This window comes from Vibrio sp. Y58_MX_L22 (assembly GCF_024181865.1).
GTDB lineage: Bacteria > Pseudomonadota > Gammaproteobacteria > Enterobacterales > Vibrionaceae > Vibrio > Vibrio alginolyticus.
This window is the reverse complement of the sequence record NZ_JAMZAN010000004.1, coordinates 396002-416345: the sequence shown is the minus strand read 5'-3', so window position 1 is coordinate 416345 and position 20344 is coordinate 396002. Positions and strand designations below refer to the sequence as shown.

Annotated in this window: 16 protein-coding genes; 5 read left to right on the top strand and 11 right to left on the bottom strand. The window is 45.2% G+C overall.

Annotated elements, in window-relative coordinates; genetic code table 11:
- Positions 1-135 precede the first annotated feature (135 nt).
- From NL626_RS12540 to NL626_RS12495, 10 genes are all read right to left on the bottom strand, one after another.
- Positions 136-1581 carry a bifunctional NUDIX hydrolase/phosphatase PAP2 family protein gene (locus NL626_RS12540; protein ID WP_253657411.1) on the bottom strand — a complete coding sequence of 482 codons (1446 nt, stop codon included), beginning with the start codon at positions 1579-1581 and terminating at the stop codon, positions 136-138.
- A gap of 385 nt (positions 1582-1966) precedes the next feature.
- Positions 1967-3298, bottom strand: coding sequence for a trypsin-like serine protease (locus tag NL626_RS12535; RefSeq protein ID WP_253657410.1), 1332 nt, complete (start codon positions 3296-3298; stop codon positions 1967-1969).
- A 191-nt stretch (positions 3299-3489) separates the two neighbouring features.
- Positions 3490-3969, bottom strand: a complete 480-nt coding sequence (locus NL626_RS12530) for a GNAT family N-acetyltransferase (protein ID WP_005377290.1) — start codon at positions 3967-3969, stop codon at positions 3490-3492.
- 189 nt (positions 3970-4158) lie between these two features.
- Entirely contained in the window at positions 4159-6036 is a 1878-nt protein-coding gene (locus NL626_RS12525; protein ID WP_170890264.1) for a propionyl-CoA synthetase, read from the bottom strand.
- A 77-nt stretch (positions 6037-6113) separates the two neighbouring features.
- A complete protein-coding gene (prpF, locus tag NL626_RS12520) occupies positions 6114-7310 on the bottom strand; it encodes a 2-methylaconitate cis-trans isomerase PrpF (RefSeq protein ID WP_047102685.1) in 1197 nt (398 codons plus the stop codon).
- Positions 7311-7319: 9 nt separating this feature from the next.
- Positions 7320-9911 carry a Fe/S-dependent 2-methylisocitrate dehydratase AcnD gene (gene acnD / locus NL626_RS12515; RefSeq protein ID WP_253657409.1) on the bottom strand — a complete coding sequence of 864 codons (2592 nt, stop codon included), beginning with the start codon at positions 9909-9911 and terminating at the stop codon, positions 7320-7322.
- A gap of 156 nt (positions 9912-10067) precedes the next feature.
- Entirely contained in the window at positions 10068-11210 is a 1143-nt protein-coding gene (gene prpC, locus NL626_RS12510; RefSeq protein WP_005377283.1) for a 2-methylcitrate synthase, read from the bottom strand.
- A 132-nt stretch (positions 11211-11342) separates the two neighbouring features.
- The gene (prpB, locus tag NL626_RS12505) at positions 11343-12239 is read right to left on the bottom strand and encodes a methylisocitrate lyase (RefSeq protein ID WP_005388185.1); all 897 of its coding nucleotides are present in this window, start codon (positions 12237-12239) and stop codon (positions 11343-11345) included.
- Between the two features lie 12 nt (positions 12240-12251).
- Positions 12252-12965, bottom strand: coding sequence for a GntR family transcriptional regulator (locus tag NL626_RS12500; RefSeq protein ID WP_005377279.1), 714 nt, complete (start codon positions 12963-12965; stop codon positions 12252-12254).
- Positions 12966-13229: 264 nt separating this feature from the next.
- Positions 13230-13628, bottom strand: coding sequence for a GFA family protein (locus tag NL626_RS12495; protein WP_253657408.1), 399 nt, complete (start codon positions 13626-13628; stop codon positions 13230-13232).
- Positions 13629-13894: 266 nt separating this feature from the next.
- Here NL626_RS12495 and NL626_RS12490 point away from each other — a divergent pair, with 266 nt between their 5' ends.
- The 5 genes from NL626_RS12490 (at position 13895) to NL626_RS12470 (ending at position 18792) form a co-directional block, all read left to right on the top strand.
- Positions 13895-14866, top strand: coding sequence for a tripartite tricarboxylate transporter substrate binding protein (locus NL626_RS12490; RefSeq protein ID WP_213908116.1), 972 nt, complete (start codon positions 13895-13897; stop codon positions 14864-14866).
- Positions 14867-15104: 238 nt separating this feature from the next.
- Complete coding sequence (locus tag NL626_RS12485; RefSeq protein WP_005388179.1) at positions 15105-15599, top strand: tripartite tricarboxylate transporter TctB family protein; 495 nt, start codon at positions 15105-15107, stop codon at positions 15597-15599.
- Positions 15600-15618: 19 nt separating this feature from the next.
- Entirely contained in the window at positions 15619-17145 is a 1527-nt protein-coding gene (locus NL626_RS12480; protein WP_005388177.1) for a tripartite tricarboxylate transporter permease, read from the top strand.
- A 279-nt stretch (positions 17146-17424) separates the two neighbouring features.
- A complete protein-coding gene (locus tag NL626_RS12475; RefSeq protein WP_064353969.1) occupies positions 17425-17940 on the top strand; it encodes a hypothetical protein in 516 nt (171 codons plus the stop codon).
- Positions 17941-18021: 81 nt separating this feature from the next.
- Positions 18022-18792, top strand: coding sequence for a sulfite exporter TauE/SafE family protein (locus NL626_RS12470; RefSeq protein WP_047102688.1), 771 nt, complete (start codon positions 18022-18024; stop codon positions 18790-18792).
- Positions 18793-19085: 293 nt separating this feature from the next.
- Here the strand turns inward: NL626_RS12470 and NL626_RS12465 are convergent, their stop codons facing one another.
- Positions 19086-20057, bottom strand: coding sequence for a TAXI family TRAP transporter solute-binding subunit (locus tag NL626_RS12465; RefSeq protein ID WP_005388171.1), 972 nt, complete (start codon positions 20055-20057; stop codon positions 19086-19088).
- Positions 20058-20344: the final 287 nt, after the last annotated feature.

The window sequence follows — 20344 nt, the reverse complement described above, 5'->3', positions numbered from 1 at the left end:
AAGCTTCTTACGTTTAACATCCCTAGCCGTCCAAGATAGGCAAGCTGCGTTGTTCGTGGACTAAACGTGTAAAAGCCTTGCTGTAATGCAAGGCTTTGTTTTTACTTAAATACTAATAGATAACAAATACAGCCATCAATCTAGCAACGTTTTGCTCGGTTGGTTTTCACAAGTCAGCTTCCTTGCAAGCAGCATAAATAACAACATTAATAATGGATAATGTAACGTCGACAAGACTAATGACCACAAACCGCTAAACGATACGATATTAGCCGAGTACAAATAGAGTTGATCAACAAGCAACAATGCCAGCGTTACAAAGATCATCTGCCGAGTATCTAAATGTGCTTTCGACTCTTTAAATGTCATGACCAACGCTGATGCAGTGATTAAAATTGCTAGCCAGCGACCAAACACAGGTAATGGCCAGATGACGGAGATGACCGCTGTTGCCGCAGTCATAATGAACCAGACGCCTTTTGAGCTTAGAATTTGATCAACGTTCACATCTTGATTTGTCTCCAGTCGAAGAACATGCCAAGCCACCAAGCTACCTAACAGCGCGCCAAATAACATATCTAAAATAAAGGCACTGCCGAGGAAAAACTTACCTAACACCACTGTAAGAGTGATGAACACGAAGACTGCCGTTGTTCCATTCAAACCGAAATACTGGGTTCTATGAAACAAGAACGTCAGAACACAAAACCACACAGCGATAGGCAAGCTAGGAAAACTAAAGCCAAAGCTGTGCGTTAACTCCATCATTGGTATATAGACATGTGGGCGCGGTAACGAAAAGCCTTGTTGAGCGACAAGCACCATAAGCGACGTTGCACTAATTGCAAAAAAGAGTCGGTACACAAACCGGCTACCAAAGCGCATCATGGCAAAAGGAAATAGAAAGAGTAGTACCGTCGGTTCTGTCAGGTCTATAACCAGTTTCGAGATCTGACTAGCTACCTCGTAACTCGCTTCTGACAACGCCCCTACCCAACTCTGTAAATCTATCAGCCACGCCAATTCAACCTGACGAAATGAAGGCGCGGATTCGATCAACTGAGTCACATAAGATACTGATTGCTTGGTAGCTTGATCAAAAAACTGAGTGGCTTGTGGCCATTGCTCAGGATAACGATATAAAGATGATGGTAATTCAGATGGGCTAAGCAACATCGCTGACGCAACTTCTACTCCATAATGAGGGGCAAACCAAATAGGCAGTTCATTTCCACCTAAAGAATTATTCATAGAAAAAGCGATAATGTCAGAGTCTGATATACAGTCGTAAAAAACCGCAGTGTCCGTTCTGCCAAGCTCCTCTCCAACCGTAACCACTATACCGGTTTCTTCCCACGTTTCTCGTTGAGCAGCAACTTGTGGAGACTCACCATCAATGATGGTTCCGCCAGGTAGAGAAATCTTATCCGTTAATACTTCATGAACTAGCACTAACTTGTCATCAGCGCGAACAATACAGAGCGCTCCTTTAACTTCGCTCGCAGTGGCTTTAGCCGTAGAGATCGGTGAAACAGGTAACAAAATAAAACAAAGGATGAGTAATAACAGCTGTCTCAACACAAAATATGACCTTAAATAAACATAATGATAACCAATGAATCATGGCAGTTAATCTTATCTTTTTCGACAAAAATTAAGTAACGAGTTATGCCAAACTGAGTTGATCGCGTAAAACCCGATCTCAACGCTCACTGGAGAATAATTTAATGCAAACCTGACAAAGATCAGACAAAACATAAAATGTTGATCGCAATTCTGCCAGTTATATAAAGATAACGTCAGGACAAAGTCATACACATTTTGTGGGTTCTCATAGTTGACACAATAAAAAAGGGCTTATTATTCGCAAACAATAAACCCCAGTTATAATAACTATGTACTGATCGTTGAAACCAAGAATGAATCTTATCTCATGGTCAACGAATCAAATTCACTGGCCCGATCGTTAGTTAGACTTGCAATTCGCATCGCCTACTTTTTGCCAAACACCCCAAGGCCCTGAGTCTGCTGGATTATCACCTTGAGTCCACCACTGCGCTTGCCAAACTTTACCATTCCAAGTAACCGTATCTCCTTTGAGATACACTAAGCTGGCTTGCCATACAGTTTTACAGCTATCTGTGGGAGGCGTTGTCACCGTTTTCGCTTGAGCGGATACTAACGCTTGGTATTGTGTGCTGGTCTTATCAACGTTGAAGTTCAAAGCCACTCTTGCTTCTCCGCTCTGAGTAGCACCAAATTCAACATCAACACGACAACTTGCATTCATTGCTAACGTCGTCTGAGAGCACTGATCATTGGCAATAACAGCTGCATCAGTAACACCCGAAGCAAACGCGCGAACATTTTCCACAGTGAACGTGGTGTTCCCTGAATTCTGGATAACAAAGCTATGTTGCTGTAACTCCCCAACATTAAATGATGCCAGTGTCTGTTCAGTGGTGTATCCAACAGAAACATTCTCTTTTGGTGGTGTTGCTGTTCCGATAACACCATCGACAAAATTGCGCATAGCAGCGATATCGCTATAAACCCCATACATACCAGGACGAGCACAACCTATTCCCCAACTGACCACACCAAGTTGAGTAATTACACCACTGCGATTAATGACGATTGGACCTCCACTATCTCCCTGACAAGAATCTATCCCACCTTGAGGAATACCCGCACAGAATGACACTTCTCCAACCGTTGTGTAGTTGCCACCGGCTTGACGGCAAGTCATATCCGACACAAGTGGGACGTCAACCTCTTGCAATCGAGACGGAGAGCTTCCTCCTTCAGAAGTTCGCCCTAAGCCAGCAACACTAAGCCAATCTCCGATGCTCGCGTATTGCGTTAGACTACCATTCGCAATCTCAACTGAAGAAACACCTTGAGGCACAGAGTCGAGCTTCAATACCGCGAGGTCATGAGAAAGCGTCGCGCGGCGATATGCCGGGTGCATATGGATCTCACTGACGTTTGCACGAACACCATCACTACCGTTATAAACAACGCCACCGATTTTAACCGCAATCTGACTCGGAGAATCACCCTCAACACAATGTGCAGCAGTCAGGACGTAACCATTCCCGATATAACTGGCCCCACAATACGATCGGTTACCATAACGACTAACAATTTGGGTGTAGAATTTCCAGTCACGTGGGTCGGCAGTTACTCCGCCTACGATCTGGGGTTGGATAGTGTGATTTTGCGTCTGTGACAAATCATCAGCACTTGCGAACATTGGCAAAACGGCTAAAGCAAGTAACGATTTTGTTAGTTTCAAAATATTGTCCTCTTGTTTTTGTAAGCACGATCCTCGTGCTACTAATAAACAAGCAGACAAAAACGCCGATACCAATATGGGTGCATATCAATTTATTAACATTGCGAGCAACTTATAGAGAAAAGTCTATTGACGAACTGAATGATTTCAATTCGAATGAACCTAAATCACAATATTAAAGTTAAATACGATTATTCGTTCAGCGGTTTTCTTAAATAGTGGATATGATGTGCAAATCCTTGTTTTTCATACAAAGATATTGCGCCCTGGTTAAAATGCCATACTTCAACAAACATCTGTTTTGCACCGTAATCAGAGAACGTTGACTCAATTTTATTAATCAATGCCTGCGCCGTACCTTGTTTTCGATATTCAGGCAGCACATAGAGCTCATCCACACTTCCCATCATAACTGGCTGGCTGACGGTAGAAATAAGTTCACAGAAGTGACCAGAGATAAAGCCAATAATTTCATCTCCTTGTTTTGCTACGTAAACAAGGCACTCAGGGTCGTCAATATATCGAGCAATGCTTTTTTCTTGTTCTATCTCCTCTGCCGTTTTGAAAAGCTCAGGAGATTGAAGATGATGCTCATCATGAAGCTCGAACATAAGATCGTTGAGCAACTCTAGGTCGCTAAAACACGCAGGTTTAATCGCAAACGTGGTCATACAAAGGGTCACTAAAAATGGAATGGCTGTAGTTTGTGAGGAAAACGTCGTATTGGCAAGTCACAAATGCTTTCACGATACGTTTGTACTGTTTGAACAACAAAAAGGCCCCTGCACTTAATAAACGTACAGAGGCAGAACCAACCAACAGAGTTCGAGGATCAGGGGTTAGTTAGAATTGAGTTTTTCTCAGCGTCGTAGCACTCGCTCAATTTCGTTCAAGCTACTTGGGTCATCAATCGTTGACGGAACGGTGTATTTTTCACCATCAGCTATTTGACGTATAGTTCGACGCAAAATTTTACCTGAACGTGTTTTCGGTAAACGGTCTACAACCAACGCATGCTTGAAGCAAGCAACTGCACCTATCTCACTACGCACTTTGCCAACAAGCTCACCTTCAAGGTCTAGCTCATCCACTTTGACGCCGTCTTTCAGTACAACAAAACCAAGTGGAAGCTGACCTTTTAGATCATCGTGGATACCGACCACCGCACATTCTGCAATCGCTGGGTGGCCTCCTACTATTTCTTCCATTTCACCTGTCGACAATCGGTGTCCCGCGACATTAATCACGTCATCAATACGTCCCATAATAAACAGGTAACCGTCTTCATCCAGATAGCCACCATCACCAGACACGTAGTAGCCTGGGAACTGGCTAAGATAACCAGTTTCAAAACGGTCATGATTACGCCAAACCGTTGGCAGACAACTTGGTGGTAGCGGACGTTTTAATGCGACAAAGCCTTGTTGGTTAGGCCCGACAGCCTCTCCAAGTTCATTCAGAATTTCGACCTGATAACCCGGAATGGGCTTCGTCGAAGAACCAGCTTTAACTGGCATCATTTCGACACCTGTCGGGTTGCCAGCGATGGCCCAGCCCGTCTCGGTTTGCCACCAGTGGTCAATAACGGGCTTGTCCGCTTTGCTCTGAACCCACTCCAGTGTCGGAGGGTCAAGGCGTTCTCCCGCCATAAAGATGTTTTTCAGATTCGACAAGTCGTACTGTTTTAAGTGCTCGCCTTCCGGGTCCTCTTTCTTAATCGCACGAAACGCCGTTGGTGCAGAGAACAACGCATCTACTTTATATTCATCACACACTCGCCAAAATGCGCCAGGATCCGGTGTTCGAACAGGCTTGCCTTCGAATAGGATAGTAGTGCAACCGTGAATCAGTGGGGCGTAAACAATGTAAGAGTGCCCTACTACCCAGCCCACATCAGATGCCGCCCAAAAGACGCCATCTTGAGGAATGTTATAGATTGCGCTCATGGAGTACTTCATCGCGACAGCATGGCCACCGTTATCACGCACAACGCCTTTCGGCTTACCTGTCGTGCCCGATGTATAAAGTATGTAGAGCGGATCGGTTGCTAACACCGGAACACAACCATGTGGCAGCGCTTGTTTGTACTCTCGCTGCCAATCTAAGTCTCTTTCTTGGTTTAGCTCAGCGTCGCACTCTGGACGTTGGAAAACAAACACTTTCTCAGGCTTCCAACGGCTGTCCATAATGGCTTTGTCTACCATTGGTTTGTATGGAATGACTTTGTTGATCTCAATCCCGCACGACGCCGTCATGATCACTTTCGGCTCTGCATCTTCAATTCGTACAGCAAGCTCATTAGGTGCAAAACCACCGAATACTACGGAATGAATCGCCCCCAAACGCGCGCAGGCAAGCATCGCCATTGCGGCTTCTGGGATCATCGGCATATAAATAACGACTCGGTCGCCTTTTTCAACACCTTGAGCAGACAGCATGCCAGCAATTTTTGCTACTTGGTCACGTAGATCGCTATAGGTGTACGTGGCTTTACGACCTGTCACTGGCGAGTCATAAATGAGTGCAGTATTATCACCGCGTCCTTGCTCGCAATGGTAATCTAATGCTAACCAGCACGTATTCATTACACCATCTGGAAACCAACGTTCTATGCCGTTTTCATCAGATTTCAAGATAGTTTTAGGAGATTCAAACCAATCGAGATTCTCCGCTTGAGCGCGCCAAAAACTCTCCGGTTCATTCTTCGCCCATAAGTATTCTTTTTCGTATGAAGACATATTGCTTCCTCCAGTATGTCCTGACATTGCTCTCGTTCTACTCAAAGATCGCTCTTTTAATCCAAAGATCGTCTCTTTTAATCGAAGACATAGAAGGGTACACGCACAAATCCCTCCATCAGTATTCTCGCACTTCGGCTCATAATGGCTTTTTGCACCACCCAGCCCTGCTCAGTTTGCTTCGCTTGTGCCCCAACTTTTAACGTTCCTGACGGGTGACCAAAAGTCACGGACTCTTTTTCACCGCCACCAGCGGCTAAATTCACTAACGTTCCGGGCACACACGCAGCAGAAGCGATAGCAACGGCTGCTGTTCCCATCATTGCATGATGTAGCTTGCCCATCGACAGCGCGCGAACGAGCACATCAATATCCGACTCATTAACGGCTTTACCACTTGAAGACAGGTAACTTTTCGGTTTAGAAACAAACGCTATTTTCGGCGTATGTTGGCGTGTTTGAGCTTCTTCTAAATCAGAAATCAGGCCCATTTTTAACGCGCCATATGCACGGATGGATTCGAACATCGCTAATGCTGTGTCATCGTTGTTGATATCGTCTTGCAGCTCTGTGCCCTGATATCCTATCGATTCAGCATCAATAAAAATGGTTGGTATGCCCGCGTTAATAAAGGTCGCGTTGAACGTACCCACATCCGGCACCACCAAATCATCAACTAAGTTACCCGTTGGGAACATACTTCCTTCGCCATCGGAAGGATCAACAAAATCCACTTGAATTTCTGCCGCTGGAAACGTGACACCATCGAGTTCAAACTCTCCGGTTTCTTGGACGAAACCATTGACGATTGGCACGTGAATCAAAATCGTTTTGCTTATGTTCACTTGCCAAACACGCACCGTCACAATTCCATTTTCTGGAATGCGGTCTTGTGGAATCAGCCCAGCATGAATGGCGAAGGGACCAACTGCCGCAGACAAGTTGCCGCAGTTACCACTCCAATCGACGAATGGTTTGTCGATCGACACTTGACCAAATAAGTAGTCAACATCGTGATCGGCTCTGCTGCTGCGCGAAACAATCACTGTTTTACTGGTGCTTGACGTCGCGCCCCCCATGCCATCAATTTGCTTCGAGTAAGGATCCGGGCTGCCGATAACTCGCAACAACAGTTTGTCACGCGCTGCACCTGCGACTTGTGCCTCTGGTGGCAAATCTTCAAGGCTGAAAAAAACACCTTTACTTGTGCCGCCACGCATGTACGTCGCAGGCACTTTGATTTGGCTCATTTTGCTAGGAGTACTGTTTTCCATAATTACTCCCTATTGCGCCAGGAAATCTTGAGCAAAGCGTTGTAAAACACCACCTGCGTTATACACATGCACTTCGTCAGCGGTATCTAAGCGACAGGTGACCGGAACATCGACTTTCTCACCGTTGCTACGTCTAATAACCAAGGCTAAATCTGCACCCGGCTTGATTTCACCAACCACGTCATACAGTTCAGTACCATCCAGTTCTAATGTATTGCGATTAACACCCGGCTTAAATTGCAGTGGTAACACGCCCATGCCAACCAAGTTAGTTCGGTGAATACGCTCAAAGCCTTCTGCAACGATTGCTTCTACACCAGCCAATCGAACGCCTTTTGCTGCCCAGTCACGAGATGAACCCTGACCGTAATCCGCGCCAGCCACCACGATCAGTGGCTGTTTACGATTCATGTAGGTTTCAATCGCTTCCCACATGCGTACAACCTGCCCTTCTGGCTCTACACGCGCCAGAGATCCCTGCACGACTTCGCCGTTTTCCTTCACCATTTCATTGAACAACTTTGGGTTAGCGAAGGTCGCGCGTTGCGCCGTTAGGTGGTCACCACGGTGAGTCGCGTAAGAGTTGAAATCTTCTTCTGGCACACCCATTTTCGCTAAGTATTCACCTGCTGCGCTGCTTGCGAGAATCGCGTTGGATGGTGATAAGTGATCAGTGGTGATGTTGTCGCCCAGAATCGCCAATGGACGCATGCCAGACAATGTTCTTTCTCCCGCTAGCGCACCTTCCCAGTACGGTGGTCGGCGGATATAGGTACTCATCGGACGCCAGTCGTACAGCGGGTTGGGATTTTGCTCTTGATCATTCAGCTTAAACATCTGAATGTAAACTTGCTTAAACTGCTCAGGTTTAACATGAGTACCGACAACTGCATCGATCTCTTCATCGCTTGGCCACAAATCATTGAGATAAATTGGTTTGCCGTTTTGGTCCGTGCCCAATGCATCGCGCTCGATATCAAAACGAATCGTACCCGCTAGCGCATAAGCGACAACCAATGGTGGTGAAGCCAAAAAAGCTTGTTTGGCGTACGGATGGATTCGACCATCAAAGTTACGGTTACCAGAAAGCACCGCTGTCGCATATAAATCACGGTCGATGATCTCTTGTTGGATTTTTGGATCCAGCGCACCACTCATACCGTTACAAGTTGTACATGCGTAACCAACAATGCCAAAGCCAAGCTTCTCTAGCTCTGGTAATAAGCCCGCTTCTTCCAGATACAAGCGTGCAACTTTAGAACCCGGAGCAAAAGACGATTTCACCCAAGGTTTACGTACAAGACCAAGTTCGTTGGCTTTCTTCGCCACAAGGCCAGCAGCAACCACGTTTCTTGGGTTACTGGTATTCGTACATGAGGTAATAGCAGCGATGATCACTGCACCATCTGGCAACTCGCCTTCTTTCTCTTCCCACGCTCCAGAAATGCCGCGCTGTGCCAACTCAGAAGTTGGTAAACGACGATGAGGGTTTGACGGACCAGCCAAGTTACGGCTAACTGATGATAAATCGAACTCAAGTACGCGCTCGTAAACTGCGCTATCAAGATCGTCTGCCCAAAGACCGGTTTGTTTTGCGTAATTTTCTACTAAAGCAACTTGTTCTTCATCTCGACCAGTTAGTTTCAAGTAATTGATGGTCTGCTCATCAATATAAAACATGCCAGCTGTTGCGCCGTATTCTGGTGTCATGTTTGAAATCGTTGCGCGGTCTCCGATCGTTAGATCACGTGCGCCTTCTCCGAAGAATTCAAGATATGAAGATACCACACGCTCATTACGCAGAAACTCAGTAATCGCGAGGACAATATCCGTTGCGGTAATGCCCGGTTGACGTTTACCCGTCAGTTTGACACCGACAATATCTGGTAGACGCATCATTGATGGTCGGCCAAGCATGACGGTTTCTGCTTCCAGACCACCGACACCTATCGCAATAACACCAAGAGCGTCTACGTGAGGCGTGTGACTGTCCGTACCCACACAGGTGTCTGGGTAGGCAATGCCCTGCTTTGCTTGTACCACAGGAGACATTTTTTCCAAGTTGATTTGGTGCATGATGCCATTCCCAGCCGGAATCACGCTGACGTTTTCAAACGCTGTTTTACACCACTCGATAAAGTGGAATCGGTCTTCATTACGGCGCTCTTCAATCGCGCGGTTTTTGTCGAAGGCATCAGGGTCAAAGCCCGCATGTTCAACCGCTAAAGAGTGGTCAACGATCAATTGTGTCTCAACCACTGGGTTCACTTTTGCAGGATCACCGCCCTGATCTGAAATGGCATCGCGCAGACCCGCTAAATCGACTAGAGCGGTCTGACCAAGAATGTCATGACAAACAACGCGTGCTGGATACCAAGGAAAATCAAGATCGCGTTTGCGTTCTATTAACTGTTTCAGGCTATCTGTCAATGTGTTCGGGTCACAGCGGCGGACCAGCTGCTCAGCTAGCACGCGAGAGGTATAAGGGAGTGTTTCATAGGCTCCAGGAGAAATGGCATTGACGGCTTCGCGTGCATCAAAATAATCCAGTTGAGTTCCCGGAAGCGGCTTACGATATTGGGTATTAATATTTGTGTTCATGGTTTGCTTCCATTCAGTCTTTACATCTTGCCTTCATCAAGGTTTTCCATTGCTCCAGAAACACAGTGATGAGAGGTTCTCCTTCCTCTGTTAGAGAGAATGACAAAGGAAGGAGGTGGTCAACCAAAGCATATAATGCTCTCGTTGACCTTCGCGCTAGCGATTCTCGATAGGCACCCATTCTTGATGATCTGGGCCCGTATAATCAGCACTTGGGCGAATAATACGGTTATTGGCACGCTGTTCATAAACGTGTGCAGCCCAGCCCGTTAAACGACTCATCACAAAGATTGGGGTAAATAGTTTGGTTGGAATGTCCATGAAGTGGTAAGCCGATGCATGGAAGAAGTCCGCATTACAGAACAGACCTTTCTCTCGCTTCATCACTGACTCAACACGCTCAGAAACCGCATATAGATGTGTATCACCAACTTGCTTCGATAACTCTTTGGACCAGCGTTTTATTAAGGCGTTGCGAGGGTCACTTTCACGATAAATCGCATGACCAAATCCCATGATCTTGTCTTTATTGGCTAGCATTTTCATGATGTTCGCTTCCGCCTCATCGGGCGTTTGCCAATCTTCAATCATTTCCATCGCCGCTTCGTTTGCGCCGCCGTGAAGTGGTCCACGAAGCGTACCGATTGCTGCCGTGATACAAGAATGGATGTCTGACAACGTTGATGCACAAACGCGTGCTGCGAATGTAGAAGCATTAAACTCATGTTCAGCATAAAGAATGAGCGAGCAATGCATCACTTGTTTGTGCAGCGCAGATGGCGCTTTGTCTGTAAGTAATCGCAAGAAGTAACCACCGATGCAATCTTCAGTCTGATCCTCGGTGTTGATACGCACGCCATCATGACTAAAGCGGTACCAGTAACAGATGATGGCAGGGAACAAGGCTAGCATACGTTCGGTTGCTTTCAGTTGCTCCTCAAAGCTCATTTCCTGCTCTAGGTTACCCAATACAGAACAACCCGTGCGCATTACGTCCATTGGGTGTGCGCTTGCAGGAATCAACTCTAAAGCTTGTTTTAACTCGGCTGGCAAACCTCTAAGGCTGAGTAGGTGTGTCTTGTACGCATCAAGTTCTTGTTGATTCGGCAAGTGACCGCGTAACAGAAGGTGAGCCACTTCTTCAAACTGTGCGTTGTTCGCAAGATCAGTAATATCGTATCCACGATAAGTTAAACCAGTTCCCGTTTTTCCGACAGTACATAAAGCTGTGCTTCCTGCGCTTTGACCACGAAGGCCTGCGCCACCTAATTCTGCTTTCTTTTCTGCAGTTTGAGACATTGTTTGAACTCCTTTTCTGTCTGACTTTTCCCTCTCTGGGGTGTTTTTAGCCAAACGAATTTCACGTTATTAGATGAGATAAATTCCGATTATCTTTTTCTTGGGCTTCCGTTTATTTTTGCTTTTCCCCCGCTATTTCCCTTCAGAGAATAACTGGTCAAGTTTGTCTTCATAGTCGTGGTAATTCAGGTGCTGATACAACTCTTTACGTGTTTGCATCGAATCAACCAGTGCTTCCTGATTACCCACTTCTAGCAAATGTTTGTAGACCGTTTCAGCAGCTTTGTTCATGGCACGGAACGCACTTAATGGATAAAGCACCATGTCCACTTTTGCTTTCGCTAGCTCATCGCAGCCATACAGCGGTGTCGCGCCAAATTCTGTAATATTCGCCAGAATAGGAACGTGCTTTCCGGTCGCTTGCTCAAGCGCATTTGAGAACTGAAGGTACTGGTCCAGCTTGTTCATCGCTTCGGGGAAGATCATGTCTGCGCCAGCTTCCACACACGCAATCGCGCGCTCGATTGCGCTGTCCATGCCTTCAACAGCTAACGCGTCAGTACGAGCCATAATCACGAAACTTTCATCATTGCGTGCATCAACCGCGGCTTTTACACGATCAACCATCTCTTGCTGGCTGACTATTGCTTTGTTCGGACGATGACCACAACGTTTCTGTGCGACTTGGTCTTCCATGTGCACCGCTGCCGCGCCCGCTTTTTCCATCGCTTTGATCGTGCGAGCAATGTTAAATGCACCGCCAAAGCCCGTGTCGATATCAACCAAAAGAGGCAAATCACATGCGTTAGTAATACGGTCAACATCAACCAAAACGTCGTTTAATGTTGTGATACCGAGATCCGGCAATCCGTATGAAGCATTTGCGATACCGCCACCAGACAAGTAAATCGCTTGGTGACCCAAGTTTTTTGCCATCATGGCGCAATACGGGTTTATAGTGCCGACAATTTGTAGTGGATTATTTTGTTCAATGGCGAGTCTGAATTTCGCTCCCGGTGTTAAGCTCATGACGAATTCCTTCTAGTCTTTGTCTAAACTTTCTGTATGTATAATTTGAGATTGGATGAGCTTTCGACTTCCTGATATGTGTCTTCTCATCAACATTTCTGCAAGCTCTTCATCGCGATTGCGAATGGCTTCCAAAATGAATTTGTGTTCGGTGAGCGCCTCATTCGGGCGAGATTGCGCACGTGGCGACTGGTAACGATACATCCGTAATAAGTGATAGAGTTCATCACACAGCAGAGATATTAACTTACTGTTTCTGCTCGCTTGGATGATGCGATAGTGAAAATCAAAGTCACCATGTTGATGGAAGTAAGACGCGCCTTCCATTTGGTCTATATGCTTGGAATGTGTCGACAATAGCATTTCCAAGCTTAAGAGCTCTTCTTGCGTAATGTGTCGCGCAGCTAACCTTGCCGCCATGCCTTCCAATGCTTCTCGAACGGCATAAAGTTCTATCAGCTTTTCCGGAGAAAAAGTGGTCACTCTAGCCCCAACATGAGGAATTCGCTCGATGAGCCCTAGCCCCTCTAAGCGCATCAATGCTTCACGCAAAGGCCCACGACTGACTTGATATTTCTTTGCTAGCTCAGGCTCTGATATCTTATGGCCAGGCTTCACATCGCCATTAACAATGACTTCAATCAGTGTTTCGGTCAGCGTTTCGGATTTGGTGTGTTCTTTCTCAGAACCCAGCACTTTATAACGAGCTTTCAACTCAGAGTTCATATTCAGATACTCTTGTTACCGACATCGAAATGTCTACAATTTCTTAACCTGAATATAAAGTAGTCGATCAAAGTGTCGACAATCAAGTAAATTGTCGACAATTTAGACTAAGGTCGTAATTTAAATTGGCCTAAAATGCCTATTAAGTGCCGTTTTTAGCAGAAATAAAGAATGGGGAACTCATATTGTCGACAACTTGTAAACCTTTAAGCTTATGATCTAAAAACTAAAAGCTCAGCTGTCGAACAATAATCGGATAAAAAACTATTCTTTAGGTACAAATTGATCAAAGACTTGTTGCGAAGTCATCTTTTGTGAAGCGGAATTGAGGTCATAATAAGCTGGCTTTTCATCGGTAAAAATCTCTAAAGTGAGTTTGAAATCTGGGTTATCGAACAAACCAGCGGAAAGAATGTACTCACCTGTCGGCAACAAATGGTAGAAAAGGTTTGTGCCACACTCACCGCAAAACCCCCTCACTCCCCAGTCTGACGACTGATAACGTTTAGGTTCGCCACCTTTAAACGTCACGTTAGGCCCACAATGCACCGCATGAAGTGCGCCACTCGACCATTTTCGACACATAGAGCAATGGCACAGGCTAACCTCATTTTTAACCTCAGCGATGACTTCAATTGCGCCGCACAAACACTTCCCTTTCATTCTCTTTTCCTCGTTCATTTTCCGTCATTTTATTATGGCCTACCAAAGCGTAAAGCCGCGTGACCTAACACCAACTTCTCGCCGTGAACTTTATGAACAAAATAACCGAAATGCTCAATATTCTCTTTATATCTCTTTTACAGACAGATATTTAACACTTAATTAACCTTTACACCAAGTTCAGCTTTAACGCTTACAAGGCATGACAACTGAGCAAAAACAATAAGGCTCAACTAAATAGAGTCGCTAACATAAGGAACGTGAACATGTTAAAGGTACTCAAACCAACGCTCGCCGCTTCAATCATCGCAGCTTCATTTTCATTCAACGCTCTTGCTGCAGATATTGAAAAAATGCACTTTCTTATCCCTGGAGGTGCCGGTGGCGGTTGGGACATGACCGCCCGAGGTACTGGTGATGTATTAATAAAGTCAGACATCGTCGAAACCGTATCATTTCAAAACCTATCTGGTGGCGGCGGTGGCAAAGCAATCGCACATTTGATTGAAACGGCTGATCGTCAAGAAGATACACTCATGGTGAACTCAACACCGATCGTCGTTCGCTCGCTCAGTGGGATCTTCCCACAATCTTTCCGCGACTTGACTCCTGTTGCCGCAACGGTTGCCGATTATGGCGCCATTGTTACATCAGCCGATTCTCCTTACAACTCTTGGGAAGATGTCGTTAAAGCTTTTAAAGAAAACCCTCGTAAAGTGAAGGTTGCTGGTGGCTCTGCTCGTGGTTCTATGGATCATTTGGTTATAGCAGCGGCTTTCAAAGGTGAAGGTTTTGATGCGCGCAAAGTTCGTTACATTGCCTATGATGCAGGTGGAAAAGCCATGGCTGCCCTACTTTCAGGCGAAACACAACTGCTCTCTACAGGGCTAGGTGAAGTACTCGAAATGTCTAAGTCTGGGCAAGTGAAAGTGTTAGCGATTACAGCACCAAAACGTTTAGAAGCTGCGCCTAACATTCCAACTCTCACCGAATATGGTAATGAAACTGTCTTTGCTAACTGGCGTGGATTCTTTGCAGCACCAGGCACAAGCCAAGAAAAGCTAGATGAATGGAATGCCGCATTTACTAAAATGTATAACACCGACGAATGGCAAGTCGTTCGAGACCGCAATGGTTGGATCGACAACTATAAAGCGGATAAAGCATTCTTCGCGTTTCTTGAAGATCAAGAGCAGCAGATGGGTGACTTAATGCGCGAGTTAGGCTTCCTGAAGTAACAATCGAATTGGGGTCCCTCAGATACCAACCTCAATGAATAACGTAGGTTGGTATTTCCCCATTGTATTTGTACTCTAAGTTTCACCGCATATGGACATTGTCGACAATCGACATGCACACTCCTTTGTTTATATACCCAAAGCGGCTCGACTAGCAGCGAAATGCTTAATTGTTAATGGTTTAGTTTATTCATTGACGTCCATATGCGGTCTTTTTTACTTTTGTTAGGAGTTGAATATGCCTCGTTCAACCAACTTTTTCACCAAAGAGTATTTGCTCTGTCGTGACCGCGTCGGCGCAATGATCTTTCTACTTTTCTGTCTTTGCTACGGTTATCAAACCTCACAAATTCCATTGTTTCCAGGTGATGAGTATGAACCATTCACCGCACGTACTCTGCCAACCATCCTGACTTACGTTGGTGTCGGCCTTTCTTTGCTATTGCTGGTGACAGGACAACCAGATAAACAAAGTGGCGCAGTGCTGACCTTCAATTGGAAGTTACTGATTGCCTTTTTAATTTTAATGGCGCTCTACGGCGTGGGCCTGACTTATCTAGGTTTTGTGATAGCTACTGGCTTCTTTTTATTGGCTGGCTTTTATCTGCTCGGGGAAAGACGTAAACCCGTTCTGTTTGGCGCGTCGTTTCCATTCGTGATCGCGTTCTACTTATTACTCACTCAAGGTTTGGACATCTATCTCGAACCGGGTTTGATTTTCACCATCTGGTAGTCAAAGAAAGGACTGAATTATGTTAGATGGAATTCTACAAGGTTTATCCACCGCAGTAATGCCAATGAACATTATGATGGTGATCGTTGGTTGCTTCGTCGGTACATTTATCGGCATGTTACCTGGACTTGGGCCGATCTCAGCCATTGCTTTGATGATCCCAATTACTTATGGCCTAGAGCCCTCCTCTGGCCTTATTTTAATGGCGGGTGTTTATTACGGTGCGGTATTTGGTGGTTCTACATCGTCGATTTTAATTAACGCGCCGGGTTGTTCTTCAACCGTGGTCACAGCATTCGACGGCTACCCAATGGCTCAAAAAGGCCAGGCAGGTAAAGCATTAGCTTTGGCAGCTTATTCGTCTTTCACTGGCGGTACGCTATCTGCCATTATGTTGCTTGTTGCCGCACCAGCATTGGCTAGCGTCTCCCTTAGCTTCCAATCGTCGGACTATTTTGCGTTGATGCTACTTGGGTTATCAGCAGTCGCGGCTTTTGCGGGGAAAGGTCAGGTAATCAAAGCGTGGATGATGACCATTCTTGGTTTGATGCTATCTACAGTTGGAATCGATAAAGGCGTAGGCGTTGAACGCTTTACCTTCGGTTTAACGGATTTAATGGATGGCTTTAGCTTCTTGTTGCTTGCAATGGCGACATTCGCACTGGGTGAGACACTGATGGGCATCCTTAAACCATCAAAAGACACCAGCGATGAAGAACAAGAAAAGCTGAGCAACATTGGCTCAATGAAAGTGACCAAGGAAGAAATCAAAGATGTTGCGCCTGTTTCAATTCGCTCTTCAATATTAGGTTTCTTCACTGGCGTTCTTCCTGGCGCAGGGGCAACCATTGCTGCTTTTTTAAGCTATGGTATGGAGCGCAACCTCGCACCTAAAGAGAAAAAGGATGAGTTCGGTAAAGGCAGTATCCGTGGCTTGGTTGCGCCAGAGTCTGCGAACAATGCAGCATCTAGTGGTTCATTTGTACCGCTATTAACGCTTGGTATTCCGGGTTCTGGTACAACAGCAATAATGCTCGGCGCTCTGATCGCTTATGGTATTCAACCTGGCCCTCGCCTGTTTGTTGAACACCCAGATGTGTTCTGGTCAGTGATCATTTCCATGTACTTCGGCAACATCGTACTTGTGATCCTGAACTTACCGTTGATTCCGTACATTTCAAAGCTTTTGGCGGTTCCAAGAACGGTGCTTCTACCGATGATTTTATTCTTCTCAATCACCGGGGTTTATTTGGTCTCCTTTAACACTATGGATGTGTTCGTGATGCTGATTGTTGCTATGGCTGCCATTGCACTTCGGCTCGCTAACTTCCCGCTCGCACCTTTATTGCTGGGCTTCATCCTTGGAGGATTAATGGAAGAGAACTTACGCCGCGCATTAATGATTTCAGATGGAGAACTGAGTTTCCTATGGGAGCGTCCTATTACCCTTACCTTTACTGTTTTAGCTGTATTGGTATTGGCAAGTCCACTAATCGTAAAGCTGATTCAAAAGTTTAAAGCACAGCCAGTCAGCGTTGAGCAGTAATCGCTGTCTCTTTCAACCTAGATAAAGCCATCCATCGTGATGGCTTTATCTTCCCCCTTCCAAATCGTTCGCTTGTTGTACAGATGGTATTGACAAATCACTGTCGTTATATGAAGGTGATTGTATGAACACACACTTAGCGCAACTTAACCAACGAATTATCATCATTCCATAGGAATGGTGGGATTTTTTGATGCGCTCAGTATTTATCGAACCCACCCATAGCGGTGGGTTTTCTGTCTCTACCGTATGGGAAAAGCTCTCTTGGAGGCGGTCACAATGCAAAAAATAGCAGTTTTTGGTAAACCCGGTAGTGGAAAATCGACGGTAAGTAAAGTAATCGCGTCGGCTACCGGTCTTCCTCTTCATCAATTAGATTCAATAGTCTATAAACCAAACGGTGATCCCGTTGAGCGTAACGTTTTTGATGAAGCCCATAGCAATATACTAAGCTCAGATCGTTGGATTATAGATGGCCTTGGACCGATCAGCTCTTTCAACGCTCGTTTAGATGCAGCCGATACTCTCATTTATATTGATCTACCATACTCCGTAAGCTATTGGTTTGTGACGAAACGTCTCCTTAAAGGACTATTCATAAAACCTGAAGGTTGGCCTGATGGTAGTTCGGTACTGAAAGGAACGTTACAAAGCTACAAAGTTCTTCAGCAATGCCCCGCATTCTGGAATGATGACTTTATGTATCGCCTCGAAGGGTACTCTCAAAGTAAAGCCGTTCATGTCATCAAAAACGTTACAGAACTGAACAATTTTGTTTTAGAGCGGGTAAAGTAAACCTCATATCAGAACATTAGAGCATGTAGGTTAGATCATCTGAAGCTCTAACAATAAAAAAGAACATAACAAGGATTGTTTATGCTTTTAGAACTCTCACTTTTATTCATTGCTGGCGTAATTGGTGGGATCATTAACTCCATAGCGGGAGGCGGAAGCTTTATTACTTTTCCGGCTCTATTGGCAGTTGGTGTTCCTCCTATTATGGCTAACGCAACAAACACATATGCTTCATGTGCGGGTTACATTAGTGGAGCCGTCGGGTTCAGAGAAGAGATCATGAAGAACAAGCATGAACTGCTGTTCACAGTCTCATTCAGTTTAGTCGGCGGCGCTGTCGGAGCATATCTGTTGCTCAACACGCCAGAATCGCTATTTATGGAAGCTATCCCTTGGTTACTCTTATTTGCCACCGTGCTTTTTCTCACCGGTTCTCGTTTAACAATGCTAATCAAAACTGTCGCGAAAGAGCACAAACATGCTGGCATACTCGGAGCAATCGCGTTGGGTTTACTACTTGTTGGTGTCTCTGCTTACGGTGGTTTTTTCAACGCAGGTTTAGGGGTTATTGTTCTGAGCTATCTGGTAGTAGCTGGCCACCAAGACATTAATTTAATGAACGGTTTGAAATTGCTCGTATCTACGTGTGTTTCACTCATTGCTATCGTGATTTTTGTTGCCAATGGCTCCATTGACTGGCACACAGGTAGTGTTGTTTTGGTCGGTACGTTGGTAGGTGGGTATCTTGCAGCTCGTGTCTCTCGTCAACTGAATCCTAATCATGTTAAAGGGTTTGTTGCTCTTTCTTCTATTCTCATCACTATCTACTTTTTCATTGATGTTTATGTTTAAGCAAAACTTGTACAAGTGGATAACACTCCTACAAAAACACCAGCGCGAAAGATTAATGCAGATAGCTTAACGATTTTTTGTGTCACTCCAGCGAGGTTAGGAATCTAATAGCACTACACTGAGCGGCTAATGAAACCATTTTGATCACAAAGTGCTCGGATGGAAGATCCTGTATCACGCTCCTTCGTCGCTGTACAGGATGACGAGAGATAGAAATATGCCACTCGCAGTTAAACGAGTGGCATTGATCGAGAAAGATGGCGTTTTACATCAATAATAAGAGAAGGTAACGCTTACTTAATCAGCCCTACTTCTTTGTAGTATTTGAGCGCACCTGGGTGAAGAGGCGCAGATAAACCGTCTTTTACCATTTCCTCTTTCTTCAAGTTTGCAAACGCTGGGTGGAGACGGCGGAAATCATCGAAGTTTTCAAATACCGCTTTAACCACGTTATAAACCACATCTTCTGGTACCGCAGTAGAAGAAACAAACGTCGCGCCCACACCAAAGGTTTGAACATCACTATCTGTGCCACGATACATACCACCCGGGACATTTGCGACACGATAGAAGCTGTTGTCTGCAACCAGCTTTTCTACATTAGGTCCAGCTACCGTTACGATATTACTATCACACGACGTAGTGGCTTCTTTAATCGCTCCACTTGGGTGACCAACGGTATAAATCATCGCATCAATTTTGTTATCACAAAGTGCTTTTGATTGCTCTGCTGCTTTTAACTCAGAGACAAGCTTAAAGTCGTCGTTACTCCAACCATACTGGTTCATTAGCACTTCCATAGTACCTCGCTGACCAGAACCAGGATTACCAATGTTAACGCGCTTACCTTTCAAATCATCAAAAGTTTTGATGTTCGCGTCTTTACGTGCAACGACAGTAAACGGTTCTGGATGAACGGAGAATACGGCGCGTAGCTCTTTAAAAGGCCCGCTTTCTTCAAACTTACTGGTTCCTTTGTAAGCATGATACTGCCAGTCTGATTGCGCGATACCGAGGTCCAATTCACCAGCACGAATAGTGTTGATGTTATAAATCGATCCCCCAGTACTTTCTACCGAACAACGGATACCGTGATCTTCTCGCGATTTGTTAACCAAGCGACAAATAGCGCCACCAGTCGGATAATAAACCCCTGTTACTCCACCGGTACCAATCGTGACAAACGTTTCCTCCGCAGACGCAGAAAAGCCTGTTGTGAGTGCCGCCAAAGAAGCCGCAAGTGCGATTTGCTTAAACTTAAACATTGAACATCCCTTTTACTTGTGTTGATGACCATTTAAGTATAGCAATCGTTAACAATTTGATAACGTTTGAGTTCTCATCCTTGGCGGTTAGCTTAGTAATCACCATTTTATCGGCATATTCTGCCATCATATAAGGCTCTATATAAGCGTAAACCGTACAGTCTAGAAAATTAAATCTTTAGACTGATATGCCCATTCTAAACTATCTATTAGATAGAAATATTCAGGTCAAATTACTATAATCTTGTTAGATAACCTTTATTCTATATAAATATGATGAATTATAA